Below are 26,020 nucleotides of genomic sequence, written 5' to 3'. Positions count from 1 at the left end.
GGCCCTCAGCGCAGGCCGGCGTAGCCCATGTAGGCGTTGATGATCTGCTCGCCCCACATGAAGACGATCCAGCCGGCGATGGCCAGATACGGCCCGAACGGAATGGGCGTGGCACGGTCGCGGCCGCGCGAGTAGATCCAGATCGAGCCGATGATGGCGCCGACGATCGAGGACAGCATGATGATCGGCAGGATGCCCTTCAAGCCACACCAGGCCCCCAGCGCGGCCAGCAGCTTGAAATCGCCGTGGCCCATGCCTTCCTTGCCGGTGATCTGCTTGAACAGCCACCACACCGACCACAGCGAGAGGTAGCCGGCCAGGGCGCCCAGCAGGGCCGGTTTGGCCGGCATGTAGAGATTGTCGCTGGCCGCAATCAAGCCCAGCCACATCAGGGGCAGGGTCAACTGGTCCGGCAGCAGTTGGGTGCGCAGGTCGATCCCGGACAGGGCCACCAGGAAGCAGCTCAGCACGATCGCGCCGAAGCCCTGCCAGCCAAAGCCGAACTGCCACACGCTGGCCAGCACCAGCAGCGCGGTCACCAGCTCCACCAGTGGGTACTGGATCGAGATGGGGGCGTGGCAATGGCGGCACTTGCCACGCAGGGCCAGCCAGCTGAACAGCGGGATGTTCTCGTACCAGGAAAGCTTGTGCTTGCAGTGCGGGCAGTGCGACGGCTCCACCACGATCCCCGGCGGCGGCGGCTCGTAGATGTCCGGCTCTTCCAGCACTTCGCGGGCGTCGCGCTTCCACTGCCACTCCAGCCGCTTGGGCAGGCGCAGGATGACTACGTTGAGGAAGCTGCCCAGCAGCAGCCCCAGTCCGGCCGCGGCGGGATAGCCGAGGCCGGGATGCTGGTCGAGAAATGCCATGTGTGTATCAGACCACCGAAGCGAGTTTGAAGATGGGCAGGTACATGCCAATCACCATGCCGCCCACGATGGTACCAATGAAGATCATGATCAGTGGCTCCAGCAGGCTGCTCAATGCGTCGACAGCATTGTTTACTTCCTGCTCATAGTACTCGGCCACCTTGAATAGCATGGTGTCCAGGGCGCCTGCCTCTTCGCCGATGGCCGTCATCTGGATGACCATATGCGGGAAAAGATTGGTCTGTTTCATTCCCATGTTGACCGGGTAACCGACCGACACGTCATCACGCATGCGCAGTACGGCCTCTTCGTAGACTTTGTTGCCGGTGGCGCCGGCGACGATGCTTAGCGCCTCGACCAAGGGCACGCCTGCCTTGAAGGTTACAGCGGTTGTCCGAGCGAAGCGGGCGATCGCGCTGTTGTGCATGATCTGGCCTAGAACGGGCATCTTCAGGATGGCACGGTCCATTCCATGTTGCATTGATGGTGAGCGCTTGTACGCAAAGATGAAGCCCACCACTGACCCGACCGATACGATCAACAGAAGCCACCACCACGACACCATGAAGCGTGACATGGCGACGATCATCTGGGTGAACGCGGGAAGCTCGGCGCCAAATCCGCGGAAGACGTCTTCGAACTGTGGCACTACCCACACCAACAGGATACTGCTGACCAGCAGGGCAACCACCACGACCATCGCAGGGTAGAACATCGCCTTCTTGATCTTGCCCTTGAGGGCCTCGATGTTCTCTTTATAGGTTGCCACCGTGTCAAGCACAGTTTCCAGCACGCCTGCGCCTTCGCCGGCCTTGACCAGATTGCGGTAGAGCTCGTCGAACTGGACCGGATGCTTGCTGACGGCTTCATAGAGGGATGAGCCCCCCTCGATGTCCGTACGGATGGCCCCCACCATCTTCTTCATCCGAGGATTCTTGTGCCCTTCTCCAATGATCTCAAGCGAGGAGACAATCGGCACGCCGGACTTCATCATGGTGGCCATCTGGCGGCTGAAGAACGCAATGTCCTTTGGCGTCACCGCTTTTCCGGCAGCCCCGAACAGCGGTTTCGGTTTCGGCTTGACCACGTTGGGCGTGATGCCCTGCCTGCGCAGCTCCGCGCGCAGCAGGTTGGCATTCTTTGCGGGCTGTTCGCCCTTCATCTTGATGCCCCGCTTGTCGGTCCCCTCCCAGACAAACGGCTGCATCTCCATGGTGCTTCGCGCCACGGGCTCTTTTTTGATTGCACTACGGCTAACGGACATACAGGGCTCCCCAGCCACACCATCCCCAGGCGGGCTATCTCGGCGCATGGTAGCCGGTTCCGGGGGCTGGTGGCATCCCTGTCGTGAAGGGAACCGTGACCTTTATCCAGGACCGCCCGGGTCACAAGGTGACGCAGCACGTCACTCTGCCGGGTTGGTCGCAAATTGCTGTGAGGGGGGTTCCAATCCTGAAGATTGGTGCGATCATTGCAGCGGGGAATGCTGGGGAGCATTGCTGATAAGTTGGCACGCAACCTGCTTTGATCCACCCGCACGGGCGCTTCGCCTTAGCTCAGCCGGCCCGCCGGCCAGGCCGCGACCCAGTGTTCACTTTCTACCTACCTCTAGGGGATGTACTCATGAAGAAGCAGCAGGGCTTTACCCTCATCGAACTGATGATCGTTGTCGCGATCATTGCCATTCTGGCTGCTATTGCGCTGCCGGCCTATCAGGACTACGTCGCACGTTCGCAGGTCTCCGAAGCGATGACGCTGAGCTCGGGCGCCAAGACGGCCGTCACCGAGTACTACGCTGACAAGGGCGCCTTCCCGACCACCAACGCCATGGCGGGTCTGGCTTCGGCCTCTTCGATCAACGGCAAGTATGTGACCAGCGTGACGGTCGGTACCGCTGGCGCGATCACCGCGATGCTCAAGGGCTCCGGCTCGGTCAGCGCCAAGGTGGCTGGCAAGACCTTTGTGCTGTCCCCGCTCGATGCCGGCGGCAGCATCACCTGGGATTGCAAGAGCAGCGGCACCATCGATGCCAAGTATCGCCCGTCTTCCTGCCGTTAATCGCAGGGCGAGCTAGGTTGTTCGAGAAAGGGTCGCTTCGCGACCCTTTCTTTTTTGTAGAAGGCGGAGTGAAGTCAATGCGCGAAAGGCTTGTCCTGTTGATGCTGCTGCCGGTCGTGGGGCTGCTGGTGTATTGGAAAGGTCTTGCCGGCGGATTCGTATTCGATGATTTCCCCAATCTGGTCGAAGACCCGGACTGGAAGTTGGTCTCCCTGGACTGGCCATCGTTGGTGCGAGTGGTGTCTTCGGGGATCACCAGCGACTTTGGCCGCCCCTTGGCTTTGCTCAGTTTTGCCTTGAATCACTACTTCACCGGCATGAATCCGGTGGCAATGAAGGCATCCGGCCTGGCATTGCACCTGGTCAACACTGTACTGGTTTACGGTCTGGTCCTTGCATTGGTACAACGGGCCTGGGCGGCGGCAGCCCCCCGGGCCGATGCAGTGGCAGGGCTGCTCGCATGCCTGTGGATGGTGCATCCATTGCAGGTTTCAACCGTTTTGTATGTCGTGCAGCGGATGGAGCTGGGTGCGTGTACCGGCGTGCTTGTCGCCTTACTCTGCTACTTGAGAGCGCGAGCAGGTTCCCAGCGCGGTTGGCGCGCATTTCCATGGTGGTGCGGCGTGGCGGCCGGGACCTTGCTCGGCCTGGGCTTCAAGGAAACCGCGCTGCTGGTTCCGGGCTACACGCTCATGCTGGAAGTGTTCATCCTGAAATTCGCGGATCGCCAAGGGCGCCGCCAATGGTGGTTGGTGGGGGGCTATGCCATTGGCGCCACGGCTGCTGCAGCCGTGTTCCTGCTCAAGGTACTGCCCGTTGCGATGGAACCTGCGACCTATGCCGCGCGTGATTTCAGTCTTGTCGAGCGCATGCTCACGCAAGCACCAGTATTGCTTCACTATCTCAAGCAGATCGTGTTGCCTTGGCCTGAGTCGCTATCGTTCTACTACGATAATTTCCCTGTGCACTCCGGGTTGGATGCGGGGGTTGTCTGGTCGTGGATATGCCTGGTGGCCTTGGTGCTGCTCGCTTGGTGCTTACGTCATCGCTGGCCGCTGCTGTCCCTCGGCGTGGGCTGGTTCCTGGTCGCGCACGCACTGACGAGTAACGTGTACCCGCTCGAATTGGTGTTCGAGCACCGCAACTACTTTGCTTTGTTCGGCGTACTGCTGGCGTTGGCACAACCGATGGCCTGTGTATTGAGGCCGCTGGGTACCGGTGCGCGCCTGCTTCTACTGGGAGCATTGCTGACCTTTGTTGCAACGATGGGATTCGTGCAGGTACTGAGTTGGAGCGACCCCGCTCGCTTGGCTATGACAATGGCAACCCGAAATCCGGATTCGCCGAGGGCAGGCTATGAGTTCGGCCGCATCCTTCTGGCGGCCGCGAACGATGACGTCCGTTCACCAGCCTGGTCGCTGGCGGAGAAGGAGTTCGAGCACGCGGCCGGGCTGCCGGGCAACTCGCCATTGGCCGAGCAGGCGGTGATCATCATGGCAGCCCATGCCGGGCACCCAGCTCCGCCTGATGCCTGGGCGGGCCTGGAGCGCAAGTTGACCCGCCGCGCACTGGGGCCGCAGCAGTTCTCGGCGCTGGAAGCGATCGTGGAATGCCAGGCCTCCCGGCGATGTCCCCAAGACGGTATGCAAGTACTAATGCAACTGCTGCCCCGTCTGACTCAAACCAACCCTGCGTCGGCTCGAATCCGCGCGATCTACGCCAACTATGCTTTTAACGTGCTGAGCGACCCGCAGCTTGCCATGCTGCTCATCCGTGAGGCCGCAGCCCTTTCTCCGCAGGACATCGGATACAGGATATGGCTTGTCCGGATGGGGTTGGCATCAAACTTGCTTGAGTCCAAGGAAGCGCGATCTGCACTGGGGGTGCTGGTCGCGGCGGACAACCAGCATGCCTATGGCCAAGACATTCAAGCGCTGCGCCAATGGCTGGCAACGCAGCGCTGACATCGGGGAAGAGAAATGAAGCAGCGCGGATTTACCTTGATCGAGGTGATGATCGTGGTGGCCATCATCGCCATATTGGCAGCGATTGCGCTGCCGGCCTACCAGGACTATGTGGCCAGAGCGCAAGTGGCCGAAGGATTGTCGCTATCCACCGGGGCCAAGGAGGCCATTGCGACCTATTACTCCGATCATGGTCAGTTCCCGGCAGACAATGCGGCGGCCGGGATGGCGCGCCCAGCATCGGTATCGGGCACGTACGTTGCGTCTGTCAGCGTAGAGAGCACCGGTTCGATCACGGTCGCCTTCGCCAGTTCCGCTAGCGGCAAGATTGCCGGCCAGACCTTGACCCTGCAGGCTACTGATCGCTCCGGAAGCGTGAGTTGGGCCTGCGGCGGCCTGGATCAACGTTACCTGCCAGCATCCTGTCGATGATTGGTGGGCTGCTGCCAGGCCAGTTGCAATAGGTCGGCAGTGTCAATTGCCAGCTTCAACCAATCATTGGCTGGGGGAAAGCTCGAAGGGGGAGGGCGGCTGTGATCTAGTAGCTGCTTCACCTTAAAGGCTAGTTCGGCCGCGTTGCCTGGTGAGTAGCCATGAACAGGCAAATTCGCCCGGAGCATGTCGCTGACATCCCCCACCCTTGCGGCGACGACGGGCACTTGACAGGCGAGTGCCTCATTGAGTTTGAGGGGGGAACAGTAGCGCCCGAAGCTGGAATCCTTGTTGCACACCACCACGACGTCCAGGGAATTTATGAGCAGCGGGACCTGGTGCCAGTCCAGGATGCCCAGATCGATAATGCGGGGATGGTGGTAGCGCATGGGGATCCCATCACGCGGTCCGGCGAAGGCCAGATAAAGTGAGGGGTCGCCGCGGGCGAGTAGTTCAAATGCATCGAACAGGTCGTCAATGCCGCGATCGTGCCGGATTGCACCGGCGCAACCCATGATTCTGGCGTGATGCGGCAGACCCAGGGCAGCCCTGCATTCAGGCTGAGAGCGTGAATGGAATATCTTGGGGTCCACGCCATTACCGATCACGCGACAAATGCCTCGCGGCTGGCAGGTTTCGTCGAGATGGCGCTTGAGCGAATTGCTGACGATGCTCAATCCAGCTGCACTCTGGCAGGCCGCGTGGAACCTCCGCTCAACCGACGGCAGGCGACTCAGGCCAAAATGCTCGTAGTTGTCGTAAAGGTCGATCACCACCGGGATCTGCAACGCATCGGCGACCTCGCTTGCCCAGATCGCATGCAGTGCATCTGAACTTGCCCATATGATATCCGGCGACGCGTCCTCGACGATGTCGCGCAGCGCACTGGTGGCATGGAATGGCCCCCAGGGAACAGCGTTGACCGATCGCCAGCTTACGCCTGCCGGTGTTTCCAAGCGTGCGACGCTCAGCCGGGGCCGATAGCTTGAAGCCAGGCCATGTACACGGTGGCCCAAGGCTGCCAAGCCCTCTGGTATCTCGAACAGGCGCCCATAGCGGTCCGTCAGTAGATCCCGGGCGGTGTACTGGCGTTTGCAGAGGACGAGTATATTCATCAGGGGCGCCCAGCGGTTGGGCTGGCCGGAACAGTGGTGGCGAACCAGGCCGCCGGGTGTAACAGAGTGTGACACGATCCGGGAGAAATGATTTTGCAGCTGTTGTTGCTATTTCGAGCACTGGGCAATGGCCTTTCGGCCATGGGTTCGACGATCCCGCAATCGGCAATGCGCCGCTTCTTCCGGCGTGCACGAGGTGTGGTGCGCGTTGATGATTTTGACCGTCATCTGTCGATTGAGCTCGACCTTGCCGAGCACATGCAACGACGGATCTTCTGGATGGGGTATTACAACCTTCGGCTGGTCGCTGTACTGGAGCGCATACTGAAGCCGGGCATGGTGGTTGTGGACGTAGGGGCGAACATTGGTGAGATCAGCATGGTGTGCGCCACCCGGGTAGGGGTAAAGGGGCGTGTGATCGCGTTCGAGCCTGTCGCAGCGATCGCCGAGGAGCTTGAGCGTAATCTTCAACGCAATGCGCTGCAGTCTGTGGTGGAGGTGCGTCGTCAGGGGCTTGCGGACAGCGCCGGTCAGTTCAACATCTACGAGTCATGCGGTCAGCATGACGTGGTCGAATCGCACCGCGGGTTGGGCAGTCTGCACGGCGATCCGAATACGAACAGAGTTCTGGGGCTGATTGATGTCGTGACGTTGGACGAAGTAGTCGAAACGCTGGACCTGCAGCGCATGGATATTTTGAAAGTGGACATTGAAGGCGGTGAACTGCCTTGCCTGAAAGGCGCAATGCGGGCACTTGAGCGTTTCCGTCCCATCGTGGCAGTTGAGGTGCAGGAGCGCTCGGCTCGGATCGCCGGCTACCAGGGTCGGGACATCCTCGACCTGCTGTCGCCCCTTGGCTATCGCTTCCATCGGCTTGAAGAGGGCGGGCGATTGACGGCAATCGACGTCGATGCGCTCACCGAATATCAGGATGTCATCTGTCTTCCAGAGGAAGGCGTACGCGAGGTTACAGAAGTTCGATGATCTCACTTCTGCTGAGTCGGTTGGATGCCGGTGGGCTGGAGCGGGTCCAGGTCAATCTGGCCGAGGCGCTGGCGAAGCGTGGCAAGACAGTGGAAATTGTTGCCGGCAGGCAGATCGTGGCTTCCGATCTCCAGCCCCACCCCAACCTCCGCATGTACTGTATCGCGCCCCGCGGTGCCTGGGATTTTCTGTGGCGCCTGCCGAAGTGGATGCGGATGCGTCCCCCCGGGGTGTTGGTGACCACTTCCAACGATATCGCGGTGTGGGTGCTGCTTTGGCGCCGACTTCTGCGTATGCGAAGTGCAGTGGTGGTGACGCAGCATCTGGCCATCTCCGGGCCTCGCACCGGAGCACGGGGCCTGCGCCGACTGAAGCTGGAATGCGTCCGTTGTGCCATGCGGTTGGGATTCCCCACGGCAGATGCAATTGTTGCCGTATCCGCAGCGGTAGCGGCTGATATGTGCGCAGAGCTCGGCTTGCCGGCATCGGCGATCCGGGTGATCCACAATCCAATCGTAGCGGCTGGCCATTCCACGCGAATAGTGCCGGCACGGCCACGACCCGACGCTTGGCCGTTTGCTCAGGATGGCGTCCCGGTGGTGATTTTCGTTGGACGACTGTCCCAGGAAAAGCGGCTGGACCTGCTGTTCGCAGCGTTTCTGCAGGTCAGGGCGCAGCACCCCGTGCGCCTGTTGGTTGTAGGTGATGGAGGAATGGCCGTGCCACTTCGTGGGTGGATCATGGCCCATGGTGTGGACGCCGAGTGCCAGCTGGTAGGGCGGGTCGCTGACGTACTACCCTGGATTCAGCACAGTGATGTTTTGGCACTACCATCGGATTACGAAGGCTTTGGCAACGTTCTGGTCGAAGCCATGCAGTGCGCGACCCAGATCGTCGCGACCGATTGTCCCAGCGGTCCTGCTGAGATTCTTGATCATGGCCGCTATGGTCAGCTGGTACCGGTTGGCGATCCGCAGGCGCTGGGAGAGGCACTGCTGTCCAGCCTGGCGGGGCGTTTCCACGTCGATCCCCGGGCCTTACTGGGCCGAGCCGCAGAATTCTCGATTGATCGTGCGGTGGATGCGTATGTGGAAGTATTCACTTCGGTGTCTGGGCGGAGTGAGCCTGCTTACGTCCGCTGACCAACAAGGTGGACCAGGCGGCGAGCGCCATGCCTGCCTCGGCATGGATTCCCATCCACACGGCGCCGGCCAAGCCATACACGGGAATCAGCCATGCGCTCAGTGTTGCCATCACGAGCAGCCCCCCGGCTTCGATCATGGACTTGCGTAATTTGAATCCGCGACCCACCAGGGCATGGCAGGCAATCTGGCGCAGACTGTAGGCCAGGATGAACAAGCCCATCCAGCGGAGGGCGGCAGCGGCGGGAGCGAAATCCGGGCCGAGCAGGCGCGGCAGCAACACCGCGCCCCACCACAAAAGCAGTGCCACCACCGCCGAGTAGCCTACGGCGGCGGACATCATCGCCAGTACCAAGCGCCCATGGCGGGCGCCTTCTTCGCGGGCGCGGAACAGGCGGGGCATTGCTGACATCACCATGGCGTCCAACGGCATCGCCGCAACGGCTGCGATCCTGTAGCAGGCCGTGTAGAGGCCTGCCGTCGTATCACCACCAGCGCGAAGCACGAATGACTTGTCCAATGTGGTCACCGCTGTCGCAGAGGTCCAACTTGCAGCATGACCAGCGCCATGGCGCAGGTCGCTTGGGCGGATGCGCAAGGGGATTCGCGCGGGCTTCAGTAGTCGACGCACCGCAAACAGTGCGAATGCGGCGCCGGAGAGGGACGAGAGCAAATGCAGCAGCAAGTAATGGTCCAGGTCCCGGTCGATGGGAAGCAGCCCGAACACGCTGATGGCGATCAGCCGTAACAATGCACTGATGGCAGGCAATGCGGCCGCCCATCCCATGCGCTCATGCGCCGAGAATGCAAAGGCGGCATTGGTGACGAAAGGAAATGCCAGAATCTCCGACGCGGCGATGAGGGCGATGCCGATGGTAGAGATGGACGCAGATCCCAGAACGGAGGGGAACAGGAGCAGTGCCAGTGGCAACGACGTGAGGCCGCACAGCACCCATGTCTGCTTCCAGTATCGGGAGAACTTCGCGTGGTCCGATGCGCTGTACTGGAACATGAGCATGCCGCTGCCCAGGCCCGCCAGCCCAGCCAGGGCCGAGGCGGTACCGGCAATGCCGGAGAAGACGCCGTAGTCCTGCGCGCCCAAAGTTCGTGCAGCCATGACGATCCAGCCAGCCAGACAAACCAGGCGGACGCCCTGCCAGATCATCACCTGCAGGGAAGTGCGCACCAGCTTTCCCGGCGACAGGGGCCATTTCATCGTGCGGCAGGCAATCGGTCGTGTTGTTCCGGAGCGCTGACCAGGCGCAGGAGTCGTGCCGCATAACCATTGGCGACAGACTGGTAATCAAAACGCTGCAGGAGCGACGGGCGCAACTGTTCCACCCAGGTTAGGCCCGCCTCGGGATCGTCAAGCAGTGCATTGATCTGCATGGCCAGCGTGAGCGGATCACCCGGCTTGGCCAGATATGGAGGCCACGCACCGTCCTGCAGTTCGCGAATGGCGGGCAGCTGCGTGGTTACCACCGGGCAGCCGCAACCCAGCGCTTCCACCATTACCAGCCCCAGTCCTTCTTGATCACCCGAGCGCGCCTCTACGAACGGCGCCACTAGCATTGTGCTGCGCCGGAAAATCTCAGGAAGCGCATCCTGCGATAGCGCACCGAGGAAACGCACGTGGGCGTCGATTCCCAAGCGCTTGACCTGCTGCTGGCAGCGCTTCAGCTCCGGACCAAAACCCACGATCTCCAGCACCACGTCGGGATGGCGCTGCAGCACCATAGGTAGTGCGTCGAGTAGGTGAGTCAAGCCTTTCTTCTCGACAAGGCGTCCAACAAACAGCAGCGCGCTGCGCGCCCGCGGCGTTTTCGCACAGGGGGTGAAACGGCCTTGTAGATCCACACCCATCGGTGCGACGACAACATGATCCGGATCTACCCCGAGTGCCGCCATCGATTCATGCATGGCGCTGCTGACGACTGAACTAGCTTGCACCCGCCGCATGGTCTGCCGCTTGAGCCACATCGGCAGGCGGCCACGCAGAGCGAACAGGTCGGCGCCGTGCGATGTCACCAACGTGGGCGGTGTACGGACGCCCATCCAGCCCAGCAGGGCCACCATCGATCCCTGGGGCACTATCCAATGCGCATGAATGACGTCCGGCCGGATGTCGGCAAGCAAGCGGCGCAGTGCCCATGCCTGTGCAAGCAGGAAGCCAGGGAGCAGTAGCGCCGTCCACGGCCGGTGACGCAGATTGCCGACAATGCCGCCATCGTTGACCAGCCGCTCCAGCCGGGCTGGCGCATACCGATAGCGCACCACATCCACCCCATTCAGCCGCTCGCGCGGCAGTGCATTTTTGGCATGCGGACACAACACGGTGACGTCGAACTGTTTGGCAAGGCGTCGGCTCAGCTCATGCACGAATCCCGGCTCAGGGTCAGCGCGCCAGCGCGGATACGTGGAGGCCAGCACCAGCAGGCGAGGTCGGCGTCCGGCTGTTTGGGCGGAAGCCGACCCGCTCATTCCCGGTTCCGCCCATCCCGCGCGGCGAGGTAGGTCAATCCGGTGATCTGTTCAGAGATCAACCCGATCAAGAAGACAATCACCGAAGCGCTGAACAGCAGCGCGCTCATGTTGGTGAAACGATGCATGGTGGTGAACGTATAGCCGTAGTAGCCCACTCCCAGCAGAAAGAAGGCTGCTGCGATCGGTGCGAACAGTTTCAACGGGGAGTACAGCGTGGCGATCTTGAATATGATAAGCAGGAACCGAACACCATCCTTGATCGGACGAATATGACTGCCGTTGCCGACCCGTTTTGACACGGGAATGGGCACATAGGCGACCGGGTAGGCGCTTCGGAAGAAGGCCATGGTGCTGGTGGTTGGGTAACTGAAGCCGTTTGGCAGAAGATGCAGGAACTCCCGGAAGCGATGGGCACGGGCGGCGCGGAAGCCTGACGTGAGGTCCAGGATGCGAAAACCGGTCATCTGGCTCGCAAGCCAGTTATAGAACCGGTTGGCCAGACCCCGGTGAAGATTGGCCTGGCCACTGCTGTCGCGCGCGCCCACTACCATGTCGTAGCCCTCGGCGAGCTTTCCCAACAGCGCGTGGATGTACGCCGGATCATGCTGGCCGTCTGCATCCATGAACACAAGGACATCCCCCGTAGCAGCCCGGGCGCCGCGCTTGATCGCCGCTCCATTGCCCATGGAATACGGGCTGGACAACACTTTGGCACCATGGGTGCGGCCGATTTCGGCGGTGGCGTCGGTGGAACCGTCATCGACCACGATGAGTTCAGCCTCCGGATAGAGCTTGTGCAACGCCGGCAATGTGCGGCGCAGACCCTCCGCTTCGTTCTTGGCAGGCAGGATGATGCTGATGCGTTCCACGTTGTTTTCCCCGATTCCCCGGCCCAATGTTAACCCGGCGCCAACGCCGAGGGGAGGGTCGAGGTGAGTCGGCAGGGAGGGGCGCGGGACCCAGTCAGCATTGAATATGAAGTAATCTTTGGCCATGACCTGGGAAAATTGATCCAATGAACGCCGTCATCACTGCGAATCTAGTCGGGATTACCGGCATCGCCCGCCGCCTGGTCCAAGACGGTGTGCTCGACGAGGCTACGGCCCGCGACGCCATGGCCAAGGCTGGTGCCGCCAAGCAGCCCCTTCCGCAATGGTTCGCGGAGAAGAAGCTGGTCACCGCAGCCCAGCTGGCGGCGGCCAATGCCCTCGAGTTCGGCATGCCGCTGCTCGACGTCTCCATTTTCGACGGCGCCCAGAACGCCATCAGCCTGGTCAGCGAAGAACTCCTCCGCAAGCACCGTGTCCTGCCGCTGTTCAAGCGCGGCGGCAAGCTGTTCGTGGGTACCAGCGATCCCACCCACTCACTGGACGAGATCAAGTTCCACACCAACCTGGTGGTGGAGCCGATCCTGGTCGACGAGGAGCAGATCAAGCGTACGCTGGAACAGTGGCAGTCCAAGCACGACACGCTGGGCTCGGCGCTGGGCGGCGACGATGACGGCATGGGCGACCTGGACGTCGCTGGCGGTGACGAGGAGGGCGGCTCCACCGACTCCGGCGTAGACGCCAAGGGCGACGACACCCCGGTGGTGAAGTTCGTCAACAAGGTGCTGATCGATGCGATCCGCAAGGGCGCCTCGGACATCCATTTCGAGCCGTACGAAGACGATTACCGGGTGCGCTTCCGCATCGATGGCCTGCTCAAGAACGTGGCCAAGGCCCCGGTCAAGCTCAACCAGCGCATCGCGGCGCGCCTGAAGGTGATGTCGCAGCTGGACATCGCTGAAAAGCGCGTGCCGCAGGATGGGCGCATCAAGCTCAACCTGTCCAAGACCCGCCAGATCGACTTCCGCGTGAGCACGCTGCCCACGCTGTTCGGCGAGAAGATCGTGCTGCGTATCCTGGATGGCAGCGCGGCCAAGCTGGGCATCGATAAGCTGGGCTACGAGCCGGCGCAGCAGCAGCTGTTCCTGGAGGCCATCCACAAGCCCTACGGCATGGTGCTGGTGACCGGCCCGACCGGCTCGGGCAAGACGGTGTCGCTGTATACCGCGCTGGGCATCCTCAACGATGAAACGCGCAACATTTCTACCGCCGAAGACCCGGTCGAAATCCGCCTGCCCGGTGTCAACCAGGTGCAGCAGAACAACAAGCGCGGCATGACCTTCGCCGCGGCGCTGCGTTCGTTCCTGCGCCAGGATCCGGACATCATCATGGTCGGCGAAATCCGCGACCTTGAAACCGCCGAGATCGCGATCAAGGCCGCGCAGACCGGCCACATGGTGCTGTCCACGCTGCATACCAACGATGCGCCGCAGACCATCGCGCGCCTGATGAACATGGGCATCGCACCGTTCAACATCACCAGTTCGGTCACGCTGGTGATCGCGCAGCGTCTGGCCCGGCGGCTGTGCAGCAACTGCAAGCGGCCGATCGAGCTGCCGGCGCATGCGTTGCTGGCCGAAGGCTTCACCCAGGCGCAGATCGATGCAGGCATCCGCCTGTTCGAGCCGGTGGGGTGCGAGGAGTGCACCGAGGGCTACAAGGGCCGTACCGGTATCTACCAGGTGATGCCGATGAGTGAGGAAATCTCGGTGATCGTGCTGGCCGGTGGCAACGCCATCCAGATTGCCGAGGCCGCGCAGCGCGCCGGGGTGAATGACCTGCGGCAGTCGGCGCTGGTCAAGGCGGCGGCGGGTACGACCAGCCTGGCTGAGATCAATCGCGTTACCAAGGATTGATTGGCGGGTGCGGTTGGACGGAAAAGGCCCGCGGATGCGGGCCTTTTCATGTGTGCGGATCGTCGTGCAGCCACCCATGGGGTGGCTCTACCGGGTTGGGGTCAATCCATGCCCAGCTTCTTCAGCTTGTAGCGCAACGCGCGGAAGGTGATGCCGAGCTGCGCGGCGGTGCGGGTCTTGTTCCAGCGGTTCTCTTCCAGCGCCTTCTGGATGGCGGTGCGCTCCATCTGTTCGATGTAGGAGGGCAGGGCACCATTGCCGGCGGGCAGGTCGACCACGGCTTCTTCGTGCATTGGTGCCGGGCCGGCACCGTGGCGCGGCGTGGCGTGCTGGGGCAGGCGCAGGTCACTGGCGCCGATGCTGTCCGATTCGGCCAGGGCCAGGGCGCGTTCCAGGATGTTCTCCAGCTCGCGCACGTTGCCCGGGAAGTGGTAATGCGCCAGCGCATCGATGGCCGACGGCGCCAGCAACGGGGTGGGGCGTTCGTGGGTGCGGGCCAGCCGCGCCAGGATCGAGGCGGCCAGTTGCGGCAGGTCGCTGCGGCGCTCGCGCAGCGGCGGCACGCGCAGTTCGATCACGTTGATGCGGTAATACAGGTCGTGGCGGAAGCGGCCGTCCTCGACCAGTTCGCCCAGATCCTTGTGCGTGGCCGACAGGATGCGCACATCCACCGGCACTTCGGTGGCGGCACCGACCGGGCGGATCGACTTTTCCTGGATGGCGCGCAGCAGCTTGACCTGCATCTGCAGCGGCAGTTCGGCCACTTCGTCCAGGAACAGGGTGCCGCCATGCGCGGCCTGGAACAGGCCGGGCTTGTCGGCGTGGGCACCGCTGAAGCTGCCCTTCTTGTGCCCGAAGAACTCGCTTTCCATCAGCTCCGACGGAATCGCGCCGCAATTGACCGGAACGAACGGGCCGGCCGAGCGCGCGCTCTGTGCGTGGATGGTGCGGGCCACCAGTTCCTTGCCCACGCCCGATTCGCCCAGGATGTAGACCGGGGCCTGACTGCGCGCGACCTTGGTGATGGTGGTGCGCAGCACGTCCATCGCCGGCGAATCCCCCAGCAGGCGGGCGGCCTGTTCCGAGGGCGGCGCGGCGGGTGCGGCGCGCTCGGTGTTGTTGAGCTCCAGCGCGTGCTTGACCAGCCCGCGCAGCACGGAGATGTCCACCGGCTTGCTGACGAAGTCGAAGGCGCCGGCCTTCAAGGCCTCCACGGCCAGGTCCATGCTGCCGAACGCGGTGATCATCGCCACCGGCGTGCGCGGGTAGTGCTGGGCGATCTCGGTGACCAGCTCGATGCCGTTGCCGTCGGGCAGGCGCATGTCGGTGATGCACAGGTCGTACGGGTTGCTGGCGAGCAACTCGCGGGCTTCGGCGAGGTTGGCGGCGGTGCTGATGCGCAGGCCCATGCGGCCCAGGGTCAGTACCAGCAGTTCGCGGATGTCACGTTCGTCGTCGACGACGAGGGCGCTGCGGGTGTCGTTCATATGGGGGAAAGATAGCCGAGGGCGGTTGTATCCGACAAATGTTTGACGCATGCGGCAACCCGCGAGGGGGCCGCCTGCCGTGAACGGTTCATTGCGGCAGCATCGTGTGTGGGCCGGCCAGGACCAGCCGGAAGCACGCGCCACCGGCCGGCACCGACACGTATTCCAGGTTGGCCTGGTTGGCCTTGCACAGCTCGCGGGCGATATACAGACCCAGCCCGGTGCCGTGCTCGGAGGTGGTGAAGAACGGGCGGAACAGCTGGCTGGCCACCGTTTCTGGGATGCCCGGGCCGCGGTCCATCACGTCGATGACGGCGGCGCGCTCCTGGCGGGCCACGCGCAGCCGCACCCGTGCCGGTTCCTGGCCGATGCGGCCGTACTTGAGCGCGTTGTGGACCAGCACGGTGAGGATCTGGTGCAGGTGGCGCGGGTCGATCAGGGCGTGCACCGAGGTTTCGGTGATGATCGGCTCGATGCTGTCCGTCTCCAGGGTGATGCCCTGTTTGTACTCGAGCACGAAACGGCGCACGAACGCGGCCAGGTCCAGGTTCTCCGGGTTGGCGCGTTCGCGCCGGGCCAGGCCGAGCACGCTTTCGACGATGCCGTTGGTGCGCTGGCACTGCTGGTGGATGATCTGCAGCAGGCGGCGGTCGGTGTCGCCGATGGCGGTGGATTCTTCCAGCAGCTGGGCGGCGTAGTTGATCGCCGCCAGCGGGTTGCGGATCTCGTGCGCCAGGCTGGCCGAGAAGCGCCCCATCGCCGACAGCGTCAGCGATTCGGCGCGGCGCGAGACCACGGTGGAGTCGTCCAGGAAGACCAGGGTGAGGTCGCTGCCGGCCAGCAGGCGGGCGAAACGCGGCTGTACTTCGGGCTGGTCCGGGGACAGCTGCAGCGGCGTTTCTTCGTTGGTCCAGCCGTTGCGCCAGCGCAGCAGGCGGCGGCTCAGGTCCGGTGCGGCGCTGCCCAGTTCGAGCCGTCCGCTGCCGCCGTTGCCGTCGGCGTCACCGATCAGGGTGGAGGCCGCTTCGTTGGCCAGGGTGATGCGGTTGGCGCCATCCACCACCAGCACGCCGGTGCGCATGCGGCGGATGATCAGCTCGTTGATCTCGAACAGGTTGGCCACTTCGTCGCCGCGCTGGTTGGCCAGTTGCTGGTTGCGGCGCGCGCGGTTGCCCACCTGGTAGCTGACGAATGCCAGGGCCAGGTAGCTGGTGATGAACATCGCCAGTTCGGCCAGGGTGCGGGTGGGGGCACCGCCTTCCAGAAGCTTCCAGACGTACTCGCCGGCGGTGGCGACGCTGGCGGCGACCGCCAGGCCCATGCCCAGGCTGAGCGGCAGCAGGGTGGCGGCCGCGGCGATGTTGAACAGCAGCGTCATCGAGATGCCGGCGCTGGCGCCGGGCAGGGCATGGGCGAGCAGGGTGGCGGCGATGATGTCCACCCCCACGCCGGCCACGACGATGCGATGCAGCCAGCGCTCGCTCCTGCCCACCAGCAGGATCAGCAGCGCCAACCCCAGATAGATGCCGCTGACCCAGAACGCCAGGCGCGGGTGGTCGGCCTCGCCAATCAGGGTATTGAGCGGGCTGAACAGCAGCGCGGCGATCACGGCGGTGATCAGCAGGCGATACAGCGCGAAAAAGTACAGCTCCCGCTTCGGTATCGATTCGATGCGGTCGATCAATGAAGCACTGGGTGACACGCCGGAACTCCCCTTCTGGCTGCCCTGGTAACGCCGAGCCAGGCTCGACGGCGTTTCAACGGCCTGGGCCGGCCCGTAGAGGGATCAGTATAGGCACGCCACCCCCGGATGGGGCCCGCCAATCGCCCGTTGCCGCGCAATCGGGCCGCCTCCGACCCGGGCGCGGCCCGGCAGGCGTGCCGCAACTGTCTGAATGAAGGTGGAAAACTGCCCGGGCTCCGGCGCCGGCTCGCGTGTCTTTGCGCCTGCGCGCCGGCTCGTCCACAATAGTGGGCCCGCCGCGGTCCGTGCCGGTGCCCCGTGAGGGAGCCTTGGAGATGCGTGCGGTCGTTCCTATTCCCACGGTGACGCATGAATTTCCACGAATACCAGTCAAAACAACTGCTTGCCGAGTACGGCATCCCGGTCCCGGCCGGCAAGGTCGCCGCTACCCCGGACGAAGCGGTCGAAGCTGCCCAGTCGCTGGGCCAGGGCCCCTGGATGGTCAAGGCGCAGATCCATGCTGGCGGTCGCGGCAAGGCAGGCGGCGTCAAGTTCTGCAAGACCACCGACGACGTGAAGGCCGCTGCGGCCAAGATGCTCGGCACCAAGATGGCCACCTACCAGACCGCCGGCGTCGAACTGCCGGTCAACCTGGTGCTGGTGACCACCGCCGGCGAGATCGTCAAGGAACTGTACCTGTCGGTGCTGGTTGACCGTGGCACCAAGACCATCACCTACATCGCTTCTTCGGAAGGCGGCGTGGAGATCGAGCAGGTTGCCGCTGAAACCCCCGAGCTGATCCACTCGCTCAACGTCGACTTCGTTGAAGGCGTGCAGGGTTACCACGGCCGTGATTTCGGCTTCAAGCTGGGCCTGACCGCCAAGCAGGCCGGCCAGTTCGCCAGCATCATGGTGAACCTGTACCGCCTGTTCAACGAAAAGGACCTGGCCCTGGTTGAAATCAACCCGCTGGCCATCCTGGACGACGGCAACCTGTACGCGCTGGACGGCAAGTTCGACAGCGACGACAACGCCGCGTTCCGTCAGAAGGCCCTGGTCGCCATGCGCGACAAGACCCAGGAAGATCCGACCGAAGTGATCGCGTCGGAGCTGGACATCAACTACGTCACCATGGACGGCAACATCGGCTGCATGGTCAACGGCGCAGGCCTGGCCATGGCCACCATGGACGTCATCAAGCTCAACGGCGGCGAGCCGGCGAACTTCCTGGACGTGGGCGGCGGTGCCAACAAGCAGCGCGTCATCGAAGCGTTCAAGCTGATCCTGTCCTCGGACAAGGTCGAAGGCATCTTCGTCAACATCTTCGGCGGCATCGTCCGTTGCGACATGATTGCCGAAGGCATCATCGCCGCCGTGAAGGAAGTGGGCGTCAAGGTGCCGGTCGTGGTGCGCCTGGAAGGCACCAACGTGGAAGAAGGCAAGCAGCTGCTGCGTGACAGCGGCATGGCCATCATCCCGGCCGACAACATCAACGACGGTGCCAAGAAGGTCGTCGCTGCTGTCAAAGCCGCCGCCTGATCCGACACCGAAGGAAATCCAATGTCAGTTTTGATCAACAAGAACACCAAGGTGATCGTGCAGGGCTTCACCGGCCAGCAGGGTACCTTCCACGCCACTCAGATGATCGAGTACGGCACCCAGGTTGTTGGCGGCGTGACCCCCGGCAAGGGCGGCACCACCCACATCGACCTGCCGGTCTTCAACACCGTTGCCGACGCCGTGCAGAGCACCGGCGCCAACGCGTCGGTCATCTACGTGCCGCCGCCGTACGCGGCTGACGCGATCCTGGAAGCTGCGGCTGCCGGCATCAAGGTCATCGTGTGCATCACCGAAGGCATTCCGGTGCTGGACATGCTGCGCGTCAAGAACGTGCTGACCCGTGCCCATCCGGACACCGTGCTGGTCGGTCCGAACTGCCCCGGCGTCATCACCCCGGGCGAGTGCAAGATCGGCATCATGCCGGGCCACATCCACATGCCGGGCAAGATCGGCATCGTGTCGCGCTCGGGCACCCTGACCTATGAAGCGGTCAAGCAGACCACCGAAGTCGGCCTGGGCCAGTCCACCTGCATCGGCATCGGCGGTGACCCGATCAACGGCCTGAACTTCGTCGACTGCCTGAAGCTGTTCAACGAAGATCCGCAGACCCTGGGCATCATCATGGTCGGCGAAATCGGCGGCGACGCTGAAGAAGCCGGTGCCGAGTACATCAAGAACCACGTGAAGAAGCCGGTCGTCGGTTTCATCGCCGGTGCGTCGGCTCCGGCCGGCAAGCGCATGGGCCACGCCGGTGCGATCGCCTCGGGTGGCAAGGGCACGGCAGAAGGCAAGTTCGCCGCCATGGAAGCGGCCGGTGTTGTCACCGTCCGTTCGCCGGGCGACCTGGGCGCTGCCATCGCCAAGCTGGTGAAATAAACCGCCGGCCGCACCTGCGGCCGACGTGTGGGTAGAGCTGACCCTTGGTCAGCTGCGCCTTGGTAGAGCTGACCGTTGGTCAGCTACGCCCTGGTAGAGCTGACCGTTGGTCAGCTACGCCCTGGTAGAGCTGACCGTTGGTCAGCTGCCCGAAATAGAAAGGCCGCCTCCGGGCGGCCTTTCTGCGTTCTGGTCGCCGCCCGATCATGCGATCAGCGCATGCATGGTTGCCGGGCAGAGCCCGGCACTACAATGAGCGCATTGCAACTACAGGCTGGACCTTCATGGCTTCGATCCGCATCGCGATGGCGCAGTTTGATTTCCCGGTAGGCGCCGTGGCGCAGAACACCGACAACATCATCGCCATGATCGCCGAGGCGCGCGATGAGTACGGCGCCGAACTGGTGGTGTTTCCGGAACTGGCCATCAGCGGCTACCCGCCGGAAGACCTGCTGCTGCGCCCGGGCTTCCTGTACGACTGCGAGCAGGCACTCAAGCGCATTGCCGCGGCCACCCACGGCATTGCCGCCGTGGTCGGCTGGCCGCAGGCCACCGGCTCGGTGGTGTACAACGCCGCCAGCGTGCTGCGCGATGGCAAGGTCGAGCACACCTACCGCAAGCGCGAGCTGCCCAATTACGCCGTGTTCGACGAACGCCGTTACTTCGACGTGGACCCGGACGGCGGCAGCTGCGTGTTCGAGCTGAAAGGCGTGCCGGTGGGCGTGCTGGTCTGCGAAGACCTGTGGTTCGCCGAGCCGCTGGCCGATACCGTGCGCGAAGGCGCGCAGCTGGTGGTGGTGCCCAATGCCTCTCCGTACGAGCGGGGAAAGCACGCCCAGCGCGATGCGCTGCTGGCCGAGCGTACCCGCGAGAGTGGGGCGGCCATTGCCTACCTGAACGTGGTGGGCGGCCAGGACGCGCTGGTGTTCGATGGCGCTTCGGTCGTGGCCGATGGCGACGGCACCGTGCACCCGGCCGCCGCCGCCTTCACCGACCAGTGGCTGGTGGTGGACTACGACGCCGCCACGCGCCGCTTCATGCCGCGTGAGTGGATCGACGACGGCGATGAAAGCATGGATGCGCTGGCCTGGCGCGCGGTCACCCGCGGCATCCAGGACTATTGCCGCAAGAACGGCTTCAAGAAGGTGTGGCTGGGCCTGTCCGGCGGCATCGATTCGGCCCTGGTGCTGGCCATGGCGGTCGATGCGCTGGGCGCGGAGAACGTCACCGCGGTGCGCCTGCCGTCGCGCTATACCGCCGGCATGTCCAACGACCTGGCGGCCGAGCAGTGCCGCGCGCTGGGCGTGAAGCTGGAGGCCGTTTCGATCGAGCCGGTGTTCGAAGGCCTGATGGCCGCGCTGGGGCCGATGTTCGAGGGCCAGGCCGCCGATGTGACCGAAGAGAACCTGCAGTCGCGCAGCCGCGGGGTGATCCTGATGGCGCTGTCGAACAAGTTCGGCGGGCTGCTGCTGACCACCGGCAACAAGAGCGAGTATGCGGTCGGCTACGCCACCATCTACGGCGACATGTGCGGTGGCTACGCGCCGCTGAAGGACCTGTACAAGACCGAGGTGTTCGGCCTGTCCAAGTGGCGCAACACCGTGGGTGGGGCGCCGGTGATCCCGCCGGCGGTGATCAGCCGCCCGCCCTCGGCCGAACTGCGCGACAACCAGACCGACCAGGACTCGCTGCCAGCCTACGACGTGCTGGACGGCATCCTGTACCGCTACGTGGACCAGGAGCAGTCGCGCGAGGAGATCGTGGCCGCCGGGTATGCCGCCGAGGTGGTGGACCGTGTGCTGCGCCTGGTGCGCACCAGCGAATGGAAGCGCCACCAGGCTGCGCCGGGGCCGAAGGTGTCGCGGCGCGCGTTCGGGCGCGAGCGACGGTACCCGATCAGTAACGGGTACAAGGGCTGACGGGCGATCGGCCCGACCAACGGTCGGGCGCTACCGGCCATCCCAGGTAGGTGCCGACCGTTGGTCGGCGCGCTCGTCCCGGGTAGGTGCAGACCGTTGGTCGGCATGGTCCCTGACCCGTCCTGCCATAGGTTGACACCTGTGGCGGATGAATCGGCCGCCGTCAGGCGGCCAAGGACGCCCGATGCACTGCATCGGGCGTCTGCATTTTAAGGGACAGGTGCGGCCGCTCGGCGTTATAGATCGCCACCGACTCGGCCACCATCTGCCGTGCCTGCGCCAGGTCCCGATGGCGATGCAGCAGGAATTCGCCTTTCAAGATCCCATTTACCCGTTCTGCCAACGCATTCTGGTAGCAGTCGTAGCCGTCGGTCATCGAGCAGGTTACGCCGTGCGCGGCGTGGATCTTCTGGTAGTAATCCGAGCAGTATTGGATACCTCGATCGGAGTGGTGGACCAGTTGTTGACGCGTTTTTCGTCCTTTCAGCGCCATCTGCAACGCCTGGGCAACCTGCTCGGTCTGCAGCGTGTCGTGCACACTCCAGCCGACGATCTTGCGTGACCAAGCATCCGTAATCAGGCTCAGATAGACGAATTTTCCTTGCGTCGGCAGGTAGGTGATGTCGGCGACCCACACCTGCTCGCAGCCGGTGGGTACCACGCGCCCCTCGCCAGCTTTGAGCAGGTTGGGGTGCCGTCGGAAGCGGTGATGGCTGTCGGTTGTCTTGTGATATGCCCGCCGCATGGGCACCAGGAGCCGGGCATCACGAAGGACACCAAACAGGCGGTCCCGCCCCATCGCTATCCCCGATTCCTGCAGTGCCGGCCTGATCAGACCGTGGAGCTTGCGGGTGCCGATGCGTGGCTGACGGGCCCGATAGCCACCCACCAAGGCGATCGCCCGCGCGCCCTCGACCAGCTGCTGTTGTTGGCGATGGCCGGCTTTGTAGTACGCCTGCCGACTAATGCCGAAATGTCGGCAAGCCCTTGCCACGCTTACGCCTTGGAGGCGCCCTTGCGTGAGGACTTGCCGGAAGGCTTTTTTACGATGCGTACCCCGTAGTCCTCTTTGAGGACATCGACGATGGCTTCGAAAAGCTGCGCTTTCTCGTTGGCCTCCCGCAGTTGTACCTGCAAGGCCTTGATCTGTTGTTCCGGCGTCAGCGGCTTGGCCGCCCCGCTTTTGGGTGAAGTGGTCATGGGGGCAGATGATGCACCACCGGACCAATCCTGCCGACCATGGCGGCGAAGCCAGCCAAGCACAGTGCTCCTTCCTTGGATCCCGTATCGCTCCTGGGCCTTTTTGTAGGTCAGTTCCCCGCGCTCGACCTGGTCGACCACCGACAATTTGAAGGCCAACGAGTAATCCCGCTGGCTGCGCCTGAGTGTTGAATCCATTGAACATTCCTCTTCCTGTGGGAAAAGGTGTCAACCCAATTCAGGACGGGTCACCCAAAACAAAAAAGGCCCCTTTCGGGGCCTTTTTATTATTTGCGTTCCATCTTGGCGTTGCGCTGCCCGGTGCTGGCGGACTTCTCGCCGGCGAAGGGGTTCAGCTTGCGCACCATCCACGGGTACTTCGGCCAGTTGCCCTGCAGCCAGGGGTGCTCGGGCTGGTTCAGCTCCAGCACGCGGCGGGCGTCGTCGGCCAGGGTCTTGTTGCCCAGGCGGGTGTAGGCCTCGCCCAGGGTGGCCACGGCGTCGTACTGGAAGGCGCTCTGCGGGTAGGTTTCCAGCAGGTAGTTGGCACGGCCCGCTGCCGATACCCAGGCCTGGCGGCGCAGGTAGTACAGGGCGTTGTCCAGCTCGTGCTGGGCGAACACGTCGCGCAGCTCGATCATGCGCTGGCGCGCGTCGGCGGCGTAACGGCTGTTGGGGTAACGGTCGACGACGATATTGAAGTCGGCGTAGGCCTGGTGCGGGGTGGACAGGTCGCGGCGGCTCGGGTCGAGCGCCCATACCCGGCGCAGGAACACCGTATTGCGGTTACCGTTGGACAGGCCGCGCAGGTAGTACATGTAGGCGATGTTGCGGTGGGTCGGGTAGGTCCGGATGAAGCGGTCCACGCTGGACACCGCGTCATCGTGCTTGCCGGCCTTGTACTGGGCGTAGGCGGTTTCGATCATCGCCTGCTCGGTGTACGGGCCATACGGGTACTGGGCGATCAGGCGGCGGAAGTTGGCTTCGGCCCCGCTCCAGTTGCCGCCTTCCATCAGGCGGTGGCTCTTCTCGTAGATCTGTTCGACCGGCAGGCCTTCGTCCGGATTGTCACCTTTGGTGCCGCGGTGGCAGCCAGTGGCGACGAGGGCCAGGACCAGCAGCAGGGCGGCGGTGCGGACGGGCGCGGACAGCAAAGAAGAGCGTCGGATCATGGGGTCAGGGCGGGACGCGGCTGGAATACGAAGGGTCGATGATAGCCTAGTGGCCTGTCCTGCGACTGAAAGTGGTCGACGGGACCCCAAATTTGTCTCCCAGCGGTGCTTTCCCCATGTCCGATAACGCTTCCGAATCCGAATCCCCCCGCCAGGCCGTGGTGCCCGATACCGCCGCTGGACGGCGCTTCGACGCCGTCCTGGCCGAGCTGTTCCCTGAATTCTCCCGGTCCAAGCTGACCGAGTGGATCAAGTCCGGGGACGTCCTGCTGGACGGCCAGACCGTGCGCGGGCGCGACCCGGTGCGGGGCGGCGAGGTGGCCAGCCTGCATGTCGTGCTTGACACCCAGACCCATGCCGAGCCGGAAGACATCCCGTTGGACGTGCTGTACGAGGACGAGCACGTGTTCGTCATCAACAAGCCGGTCGGGCTGGTGGTCCACCCCGGTGCGGGCAACCCCACCGGCACGCTGGTCAACGCACTGCTGTTCCGCGACCCCTCGCTGTCGGTACTGCCGCGCGCGGGCATCGTGCACCGCCTGGACAAGGACACCAGCGGGGTGATGGTGATCGCCCGCACGATCCAGGCGCAGACCGCGCTGGTCGAGCAGCTGTCGGCGCGCGAAGTGCACCGCCAGTACCTGGCCATCGTGGTGGGCGCGCTGGTGTCCGGTGGCACCGCCGATGCGGCCATCGACCGCCATCCGCGCGACCGCGTGCGCATGGCCGTGCGTGAAGACGGCAAGGACGCGATCACCCATTACCGCCTGCGCGAGCGCTTCCGTGCGCACACCGCGCTGGAATGCCGCCTGGAAACCGGCCGCACCCACCAGATCCGCGTGCACATGGCGCACCTGCGCCACCCGATCATCGGCGACCAGCTGTACGGCGGCGCGCTGAAGCTGCCCAAGGGTGCCAGCGATGAACTGGTTGCGCAGCTGCGTGGCTTCAAGCGCCAGGCGCTGCACGCCGAAACGCTGGAGTTCGTGCACCCCATCACCGGTGAGACCATCACCAACAGCGCGCCGCCGCCGGCGGACATGCTGGCCTTGATGCACGCGCTGCGCGAAGACAGCAAGCGCTTCGCCGAGCTGGAACGCGGGCGTCGCTGATGCCAACGCCGGTTCCGCTGCTGGCGGCCGACTGGCCTGCGCCTGCCGGGGTACAGGCGGGTACCACCCTGCGCTACGGCGCGGGTGGGTCGGTGCCGCCGTTCGACCAGTTCAACATGGGCAACCGCTACGCCGCCGAGGGCGACGATCCGGCCCAGGTGCAGCGCAACCGTGACCTGCTGCAGGCCGGCCTGGCCCTGCCGTCGGCGCCGCACTGGCTGCGCCAGGTGCACGGCACCACGGTGCTGCGGTTCGATGCTGCGCCCACCGCGCAGGGCGTGGAGACCGAGCCGACCGCCGATGCGGCGGTCACCTCGGTGCCCGGCGTGGTGCTGGCCATCCTGACCGCCGACTGCCTGCCGGTGGTGCTGGCCGCCCGCGACGGCAGCGAGATCGGCGCGGCCCATGCCGGGTGGCGCGGCCTGGCCGACGGCATGCTGGAAGCCACCGTGGCCGCCATGCGCACCCCGGCGGCCCAGCTGCAGGCGTGGCTGGGCCCGGCCGCCGGCCCGGCCCATTACGAGGTGGGCGAGGACGTATTCGCCGCCTTCGTCGAACGCGACGCGGGCGCCGAAGCGGCGTTCGTGGCCACCCGCCCGGGGCATTGGAAGGTGGACCTGTACGCGCTGGCCCGGCGACGCCTGCACAGCGTGGGGGTCGACCCGGCGCAGATCAGCGGCGGCCAGCTGTGCAGCATCGATGACCCGCAGCGGTTCTACTCGCACCGGCGCGACCGCCGTACCGGGCGCATGGCGACCCTGGCCTGGATGGCGCGCTGAGCCCATGGACCGCACCCCCGCCGACGTCAACCGCAGTGCCGACCACGCGGTGATCGTGTTCGACGGGGTCTGCGCGCTGTGCAGCCGCTGGGTTCGGTTCCTGCTGCGGTTCGACCGGCAGGGGCGCTACCGGTTCGCGGCGATGCAGGGCAGCCACGGCCGTGGGTTGCTGCAGCAGCACGGGCTCGACCCGGACGATCCGCTGTCGTTCCTGTTGCTGGAGAACGGCCAGGCCTGGACCGATACCGACGCGATCCTGCGGGTGCTGGCCGGGCTTGGCGGTGCCTGGCGGCTGACGGCCGTGCTGCGGCTGTTGCCTTCGGGCTGGCGCGATCGCGCCTACCGCGCGCTGGCGCGCAACCGCTACCGCTGGTTCGGTCGGCATGACAGCTGTTACCTGCCGGCGCCCGGACAGGCCGGGCGATTCCTCGACTGAGCCG

The 26,020-nt window shown here is 64.2% G+C and carries 22 protein-coding genes; 12 read left to right on the top strand and 10 right to left on the bottom strand.

Annotated features, from left to right (window positions below; all coding sequences use genetic code 11):
• Positions 1 to 5: 5 nt before the first annotated feature.
• Positions 6 to 869: a prepilin peptidase gene (locus tag ACZ0AE_RS15575; RefSeq protein WP_354286766.1), complete on the bottom strand. Its 864-nt coding sequence runs from the start codon at positions 867 to 869 to the stop codon at positions 6 to 8.
• 7 nt (positions 870 to 876) lie between these two features.
• Positions 877 to 2,133: a type II secretion system F family protein gene (locus ACZ0AE_RS15570; RefSeq protein WP_463601552.1), complete on the bottom strand. Its 1,257-nt coding sequence runs from the start codon at positions 2,131 to 2,133 to the stop codon at positions 877 to 879.
• A gap of 359 nt (positions 2,134 to 2,492) precedes the next feature.
• Here ACZ0AE_RS15570 and ACZ0AE_RS15565 point away from each other — a divergent pair, with 359 nt between their 5' ends.
• The 3 genes from ACZ0AE_RS15565 (at position 2,493) to ACZ0AE_RS15555 (ending at position 5,323) form a co-directional block, all read left to right on the top strand.
• A complete protein-coding gene (locus ACZ0AE_RS15565) occupies positions 2,493 to 2,927 on the top strand; it encodes a pilin (RefSeq protein ID WP_463601551.1) in 435 nt (144 codons plus the stop codon).
• Between the two features lie 77 nt (positions 2,928 to 3,004).
• The gene (locus ACZ0AE_RS15560; protein WP_463601550.1) at positions 3,005 to 4,891 is read left to right on the top strand and encodes a hypothetical protein; all 1,887 of its coding nucleotides are present in this window, start codon (positions 3,005 to 3,007) and stop codon (positions 4,889 to 4,891) included.
• A 15-nt stretch (positions 4,892 to 4,906) separates the two neighbouring features.
• Positions 4,907 to 5,323: a pilin gene (locus tag ACZ0AE_RS15555; protein ID WP_463601549.1), complete on the top strand. Its 417-nt coding sequence runs from the start codon at positions 4,907 to 4,909 to the stop codon at positions 5,321 to 5,323.
• Here the strand turns inward: ACZ0AE_RS15555 and ACZ0AE_RS15550 are convergent.
• The gene (locus tag ACZ0AE_RS15550) at positions 5,299 to 6,438 is read right to left on the bottom strand and encodes a glycosyltransferase (protein ID WP_463601548.1); all 1,140 of its coding nucleotides are present in this window, start codon (positions 6,436 to 6,438) and stop codon (positions 5,299 to 5,301) included. The genes ACZ0AE_RS15555 and ACZ0AE_RS15550 overlap by 25 nt on opposite strands.
• Positions 6,439 to 6,525: 87 nt before the next feature.
• Here ACZ0AE_RS15550 and ACZ0AE_RS15545 point away from each other — a divergent pair, with 87 nt between their 5' ends.
• Both ACZ0AE_RS15545 and ACZ0AE_RS15540 read left to right on the top strand, forming a co-directional pair.
• Entirely contained in the window at positions 6,526 to 7,422 is an 897-nt protein-coding gene (locus ACZ0AE_RS15545; protein WP_463601547.1) for an FkbM family methyltransferase, read from the top strand.
• Entirely contained in the window at positions 7,419 to 8,564 is a 1,146-nt protein-coding gene (locus ACZ0AE_RS15540; RefSeq protein ID WP_463601546.1) for a glycosyltransferase, read from the top strand. Before ACZ0AE_RS15545 ends, ACZ0AE_RS15540 begins: the two co-directional genes overlap by 4 nt.
• Here the strand turns inward: ACZ0AE_RS15540 and ACZ0AE_RS15535 are convergent.
• From ACZ0AE_RS15535 to ACZ0AE_RS15525, 3 genes are read right to left on the bottom strand one after another with little or no spacing between them, the layout of a single operon-like run.
• The gene (locus tag ACZ0AE_RS15535) at positions 8,521 to 9,750 is read right to left on the bottom strand and encodes a lipopolysaccharide biosynthesis protein (RefSeq protein WP_463601545.1); all 1,230 of its coding nucleotides are present in this window, start codon (positions 9,748 to 9,750) and stop codon (positions 8,521 to 8,523) included. The genes ACZ0AE_RS15540 and ACZ0AE_RS15535 overlap by 44 nt on opposite strands.
• A 26-nt stretch (positions 9,751 to 9,776) precedes the next feature.
• The gene (locus ACZ0AE_RS15530; RefSeq protein WP_463601544.1) at positions 9,777 to 11,045 is read right to left on the bottom strand and encodes a glycosyltransferase; all 1,269 of its coding nucleotides are present in this window, start codon (positions 11,043 to 11,045) and stop codon (positions 9,777 to 9,779) included.
• Complete coding sequence (locus ACZ0AE_RS15525) at positions 11,042 to 11,917, bottom strand: glycosyltransferase family 2 protein (RefSeq protein WP_463601543.1); 876 nt, start codon at positions 11,915 to 11,917, stop codon at positions 11,042 to 11,044. Before ACZ0AE_RS15525 ends, ACZ0AE_RS15530 begins: the two co-directional genes overlap by 4 nt.
• 146 nt (positions 11,918 to 12,063) lie before the next feature.
• On the opposite strand from ACZ0AE_RS15525, the gene pilB reads away from it, so the two are divergent.
• Positions 12,064 to 13,791 carry a type IV-A pilus assembly ATPase PilB gene (gene pilB, locus ACZ0AE_RS15520; protein WP_463601542.1) on the top strand — a complete coding sequence of 576 codons (1,728 nt, stop codon included), beginning with the start codon at positions 12,064 to 12,066 and terminating at the stop codon, positions 13,789 to 13,791.
• Between the two features lie 101 nt (positions 13,792 to 13,892).
• Here pilB and ACZ0AE_RS15515 read toward each other — a convergent pair whose 3' ends face one another.
• Positions 13,893 to 15,278, bottom strand: a complete 1,386-nt coding sequence (locus tag ACZ0AE_RS15515) for a sigma-54-dependent transcriptional regulator (RefSeq protein WP_463601541.1) — start codon at positions 15,276 to 15,278, stop codon at positions 13,893 to 13,895.
• A gap of 88 nt (positions 15,279 to 15,366) precedes the next feature.
• Positions 15,367 to 16,980: a sensor histidine kinase gene (locus ACZ0AE_RS15510; RefSeq protein WP_448134265.1), complete on the bottom strand. Its 1,614-nt coding sequence runs from the start codon at positions 16,978 to 16,980 to the stop codon at positions 15,367 to 15,369.
• Positions 16,981 to 17,331: 351 nt separating this feature from the next.
• Here ACZ0AE_RS15510 and sucC point away from each other — a divergent pair, with 351 nt between their 5' ends.
• From sucC to ACZ0AE_RS15495, 3 genes are all read left to right on the top strand, one after another.
• Positions 17,332 to 18,501 carry an ADP-forming succinate--CoA ligase subunit beta gene (sucC, locus tag ACZ0AE_RS15505; RefSeq protein WP_447595343.1) on the top strand — a complete coding sequence of 390 codons (1,170 nt, stop codon included), beginning with the start codon at positions 17,332 to 17,334 and terminating at the stop codon, positions 18,499 to 18,501.
• A gap of 21 nt (positions 18,502 to 18,522) precedes the next feature.
• Positions 18,523 to 19,398: a succinate--CoA ligase subunit alpha gene (sucD, locus tag ACZ0AE_RS15500; protein ID WP_038686639.1), complete on the top strand. Its 876-nt coding sequence runs from the start codon at positions 18,523 to 18,525 to the stop codon at positions 19,396 to 19,398.
• A gap of 284 nt (positions 19,399 to 19,682) precedes the next feature.
• Positions 19,683 to 21,317 (top strand): NAD+ synthase, encoded by a 1,635-nt coding sequence (locus ACZ0AE_RS15495; RefSeq protein WP_463601540.1) that lies wholly within the window; start codon positions 19,683 to 19,685, stop codon positions 21,315 to 21,317.
• A gap of 163 nt (positions 21,318 to 21,480) precedes the next feature.
• On the opposite strand, the gene ACZ0AE_RS15490 is transcribed toward ACZ0AE_RS15495, so the two are convergent.
• Together ACZ0AE_RS15490 and ACZ0AE_RS15485 are read right to left on the bottom strand one after the other, a co-directional pair.
• Positions 21,481 to 22,715, bottom strand: a protein-coding gene (locus ACZ0AE_RS15490; RefSeq protein WP_463601455.1) for an IS3 family transposase whose coding sequence is annotated in 2 segments (ribosomal slippage) — positions 21,481 to 22,364 and positions 22,364 to 22,715 — 1,236 coding nt in all. Because the reading frame shifts where the segments join, the coding sequence is not laid out codon by codon here.
• Between the two features lie 89 nt (positions 22,716 to 22,804).
• Positions 22,805 to 23,689 (bottom strand): outer membrane protein assembly factor BamD, encoded by an 885-nt coding sequence (locus ACZ0AE_RS15485; protein ID WP_038686647.1) that lies wholly within the window; start codon positions 23,687 to 23,689, stop codon positions 22,805 to 22,807.
• A 116-nt stretch (positions 23,690 to 23,805) separates the two neighbouring features.
• Between ACZ0AE_RS15485 and rluD the strand changes: the two genes are divergently transcribed.
• From rluD to ACZ0AE_RS15470, 3 genes are read left to right on the top strand one after another with little or no spacing between them, the layout of a single operon-like run.
• Positions 23,806 to 24,801: a 23S rRNA pseudouridine(1911/1915/1917) synthase RluD gene (gene rluD, locus ACZ0AE_RS15480; protein ID WP_141057511.1), complete on the top strand. Its 996-nt coding sequence runs from the start codon at positions 23,806 to 23,808 to the stop codon at positions 24,799 to 24,801.
• Positions 24,801 to 25,580 carry a peptidoglycan editing factor PgeF gene (gene pgeF / locus ACZ0AE_RS15475; protein WP_463601539.1) on the top strand — a complete coding sequence of 260 codons (780 nt, stop codon included), beginning with the start codon at positions 24,801 to 24,803 and terminating at the stop codon, positions 25,578 to 25,580. Before rluD ends, pgeF begins: the two co-directional genes overlap by 1 nt.
• Before the next feature lie 4 nt (positions 25,581 to 25,584).
• The gene (locus tag ACZ0AE_RS15470; protein WP_463601538.1) at positions 25,585 to 26,016 is read left to right on the top strand and encodes a thiol-disulfide oxidoreductase DCC family protein; all 432 of its coding nucleotides are present in this window, start codon (positions 25,585 to 25,587) and stop codon (positions 26,014 to 26,016) included.
• Positions 26,017 to 26,020 lie beyond the last annotated feature (4 nt).

The organism is Stenotrophomonas sp. AC248 (assembly GCF_979258185.1).
This window is presented reverse-complemented; position numbering and strand designations above follow the sequence as displayed.

Coding starts and splice junctions, on each gene's coding strand:
- ACZ0AE_RS15575 (WP_354286766.1), bottom strand. CDS start 869: ATGGCATTTCTCGACCAGCATCCCGGCCTCGGCTATCCCGCCGCGGCC.
- ACZ0AE_RS15570 (WP_463601552.1), bottom strand. CDS start 2,133: ATGTCCGTTAGCCGTAGTGCAATCAAAAAAGAGCCCGTGGCGCGAAGC.
- ACZ0AE_RS15565 (WP_463601551.1), top strand. CDS start 2,493: ATGAAGAAGCAGCAGGGCTTTACCCTCATCGAACTGATGATCGTTGTC.
- ACZ0AE_RS15560 (WP_463601550.1), top strand. CDS start 3,005: ATGCGCGAAAGGCTTGTCCTGTTGATGCTGCTGCCGGTCGTGGGGCTG.
- ACZ0AE_RS15555 (WP_463601549.1), top strand. CDS start 4,907: ATGAAGCAGCGCGGATTTACCTTGATCGAGGTGATGATCGTGGTGGCC.
- ACZ0AE_RS15550 (WP_463601548.1), bottom strand. CDS start 6,438: ATGAATATACTCGTCCTCTGCAAACGCCAGTACACCGCCCGGGATCTA.
- ACZ0AE_RS15545 (WP_463601547.1), top strand. CDS start 6,526: ATGATTTTGCAGCTGTTGTTGCTATTTCGAGCACTGGGCAATGGCCTT.
- ACZ0AE_RS15540 (WP_463601546.1), top strand. CDS start 7,419: ATGATCTCACTTCTGCTGAGTCGGTTGGATGCCGGTGGGCTGGAGCGG.
- ACZ0AE_RS15530 (WP_463601544.1), bottom strand. CDS start 11,045: ATGAGCGGGTCGGCTTCCGCCCAAACAGCCGGACGCCGACCTCGCCTG.
- pilB (WP_463601542.1), top strand. CDS start 12,064: ATGAACGCCGTCATCACTGCGAATCTAGTCGGGATTACCGGCATCGCC.
- ACZ0AE_RS15515 (WP_463601541.1), bottom strand. CDS start 15,278: ATGAACGACACCCGCAGCGCCCTCGTCGTCGACGACGAACGTGACATC.
- sucC (WP_447595343.1), top strand. CDS start 17,332: ATGAATTTCCACGAATACCAGTCAAAACAACTGCTTGCCGAGTACGGC.
- sucD (WP_038686639.1), top strand. CDS start 18,523: ATGTCAGTTTTGATCAACAAGAACACCAAGGTGATCGTGCAGGGCTTC.
- ACZ0AE_RS15495 (WP_463601540.1), top strand. CDS start 19,683: ATGGCTTCGATCCGCATCGCGATGGCGCAGTTTGATTTCCCGGTAGGC.
- ACZ0AE_RS15485 (WP_038686647.1), bottom strand. CDS start 23,689: ATGATCCGACGCTCTTCTTTGCTGTCCGCGCCCGTCCGCACCGCCGCC.
- rluD (WP_141057511.1), top strand. CDS start 23,806: ATGTCCGATAACGCTTCCGAATCCGAATCCCCCCGCCAGGCCGTGGTG.
- pgeF (WP_463601539.1), top strand. CDS start 24,801: ATGCCAACGCCGGTTCCGCTGCTGGCGGCCGACTGGCCTGCGCCTGCC.
- ACZ0AE_RS15470 (WP_463601538.1), top strand. CDS start 25,585: ATGGACCGCACCCCCGCCGACGTCAACCGCAGTGCCGACCACGCGGTG.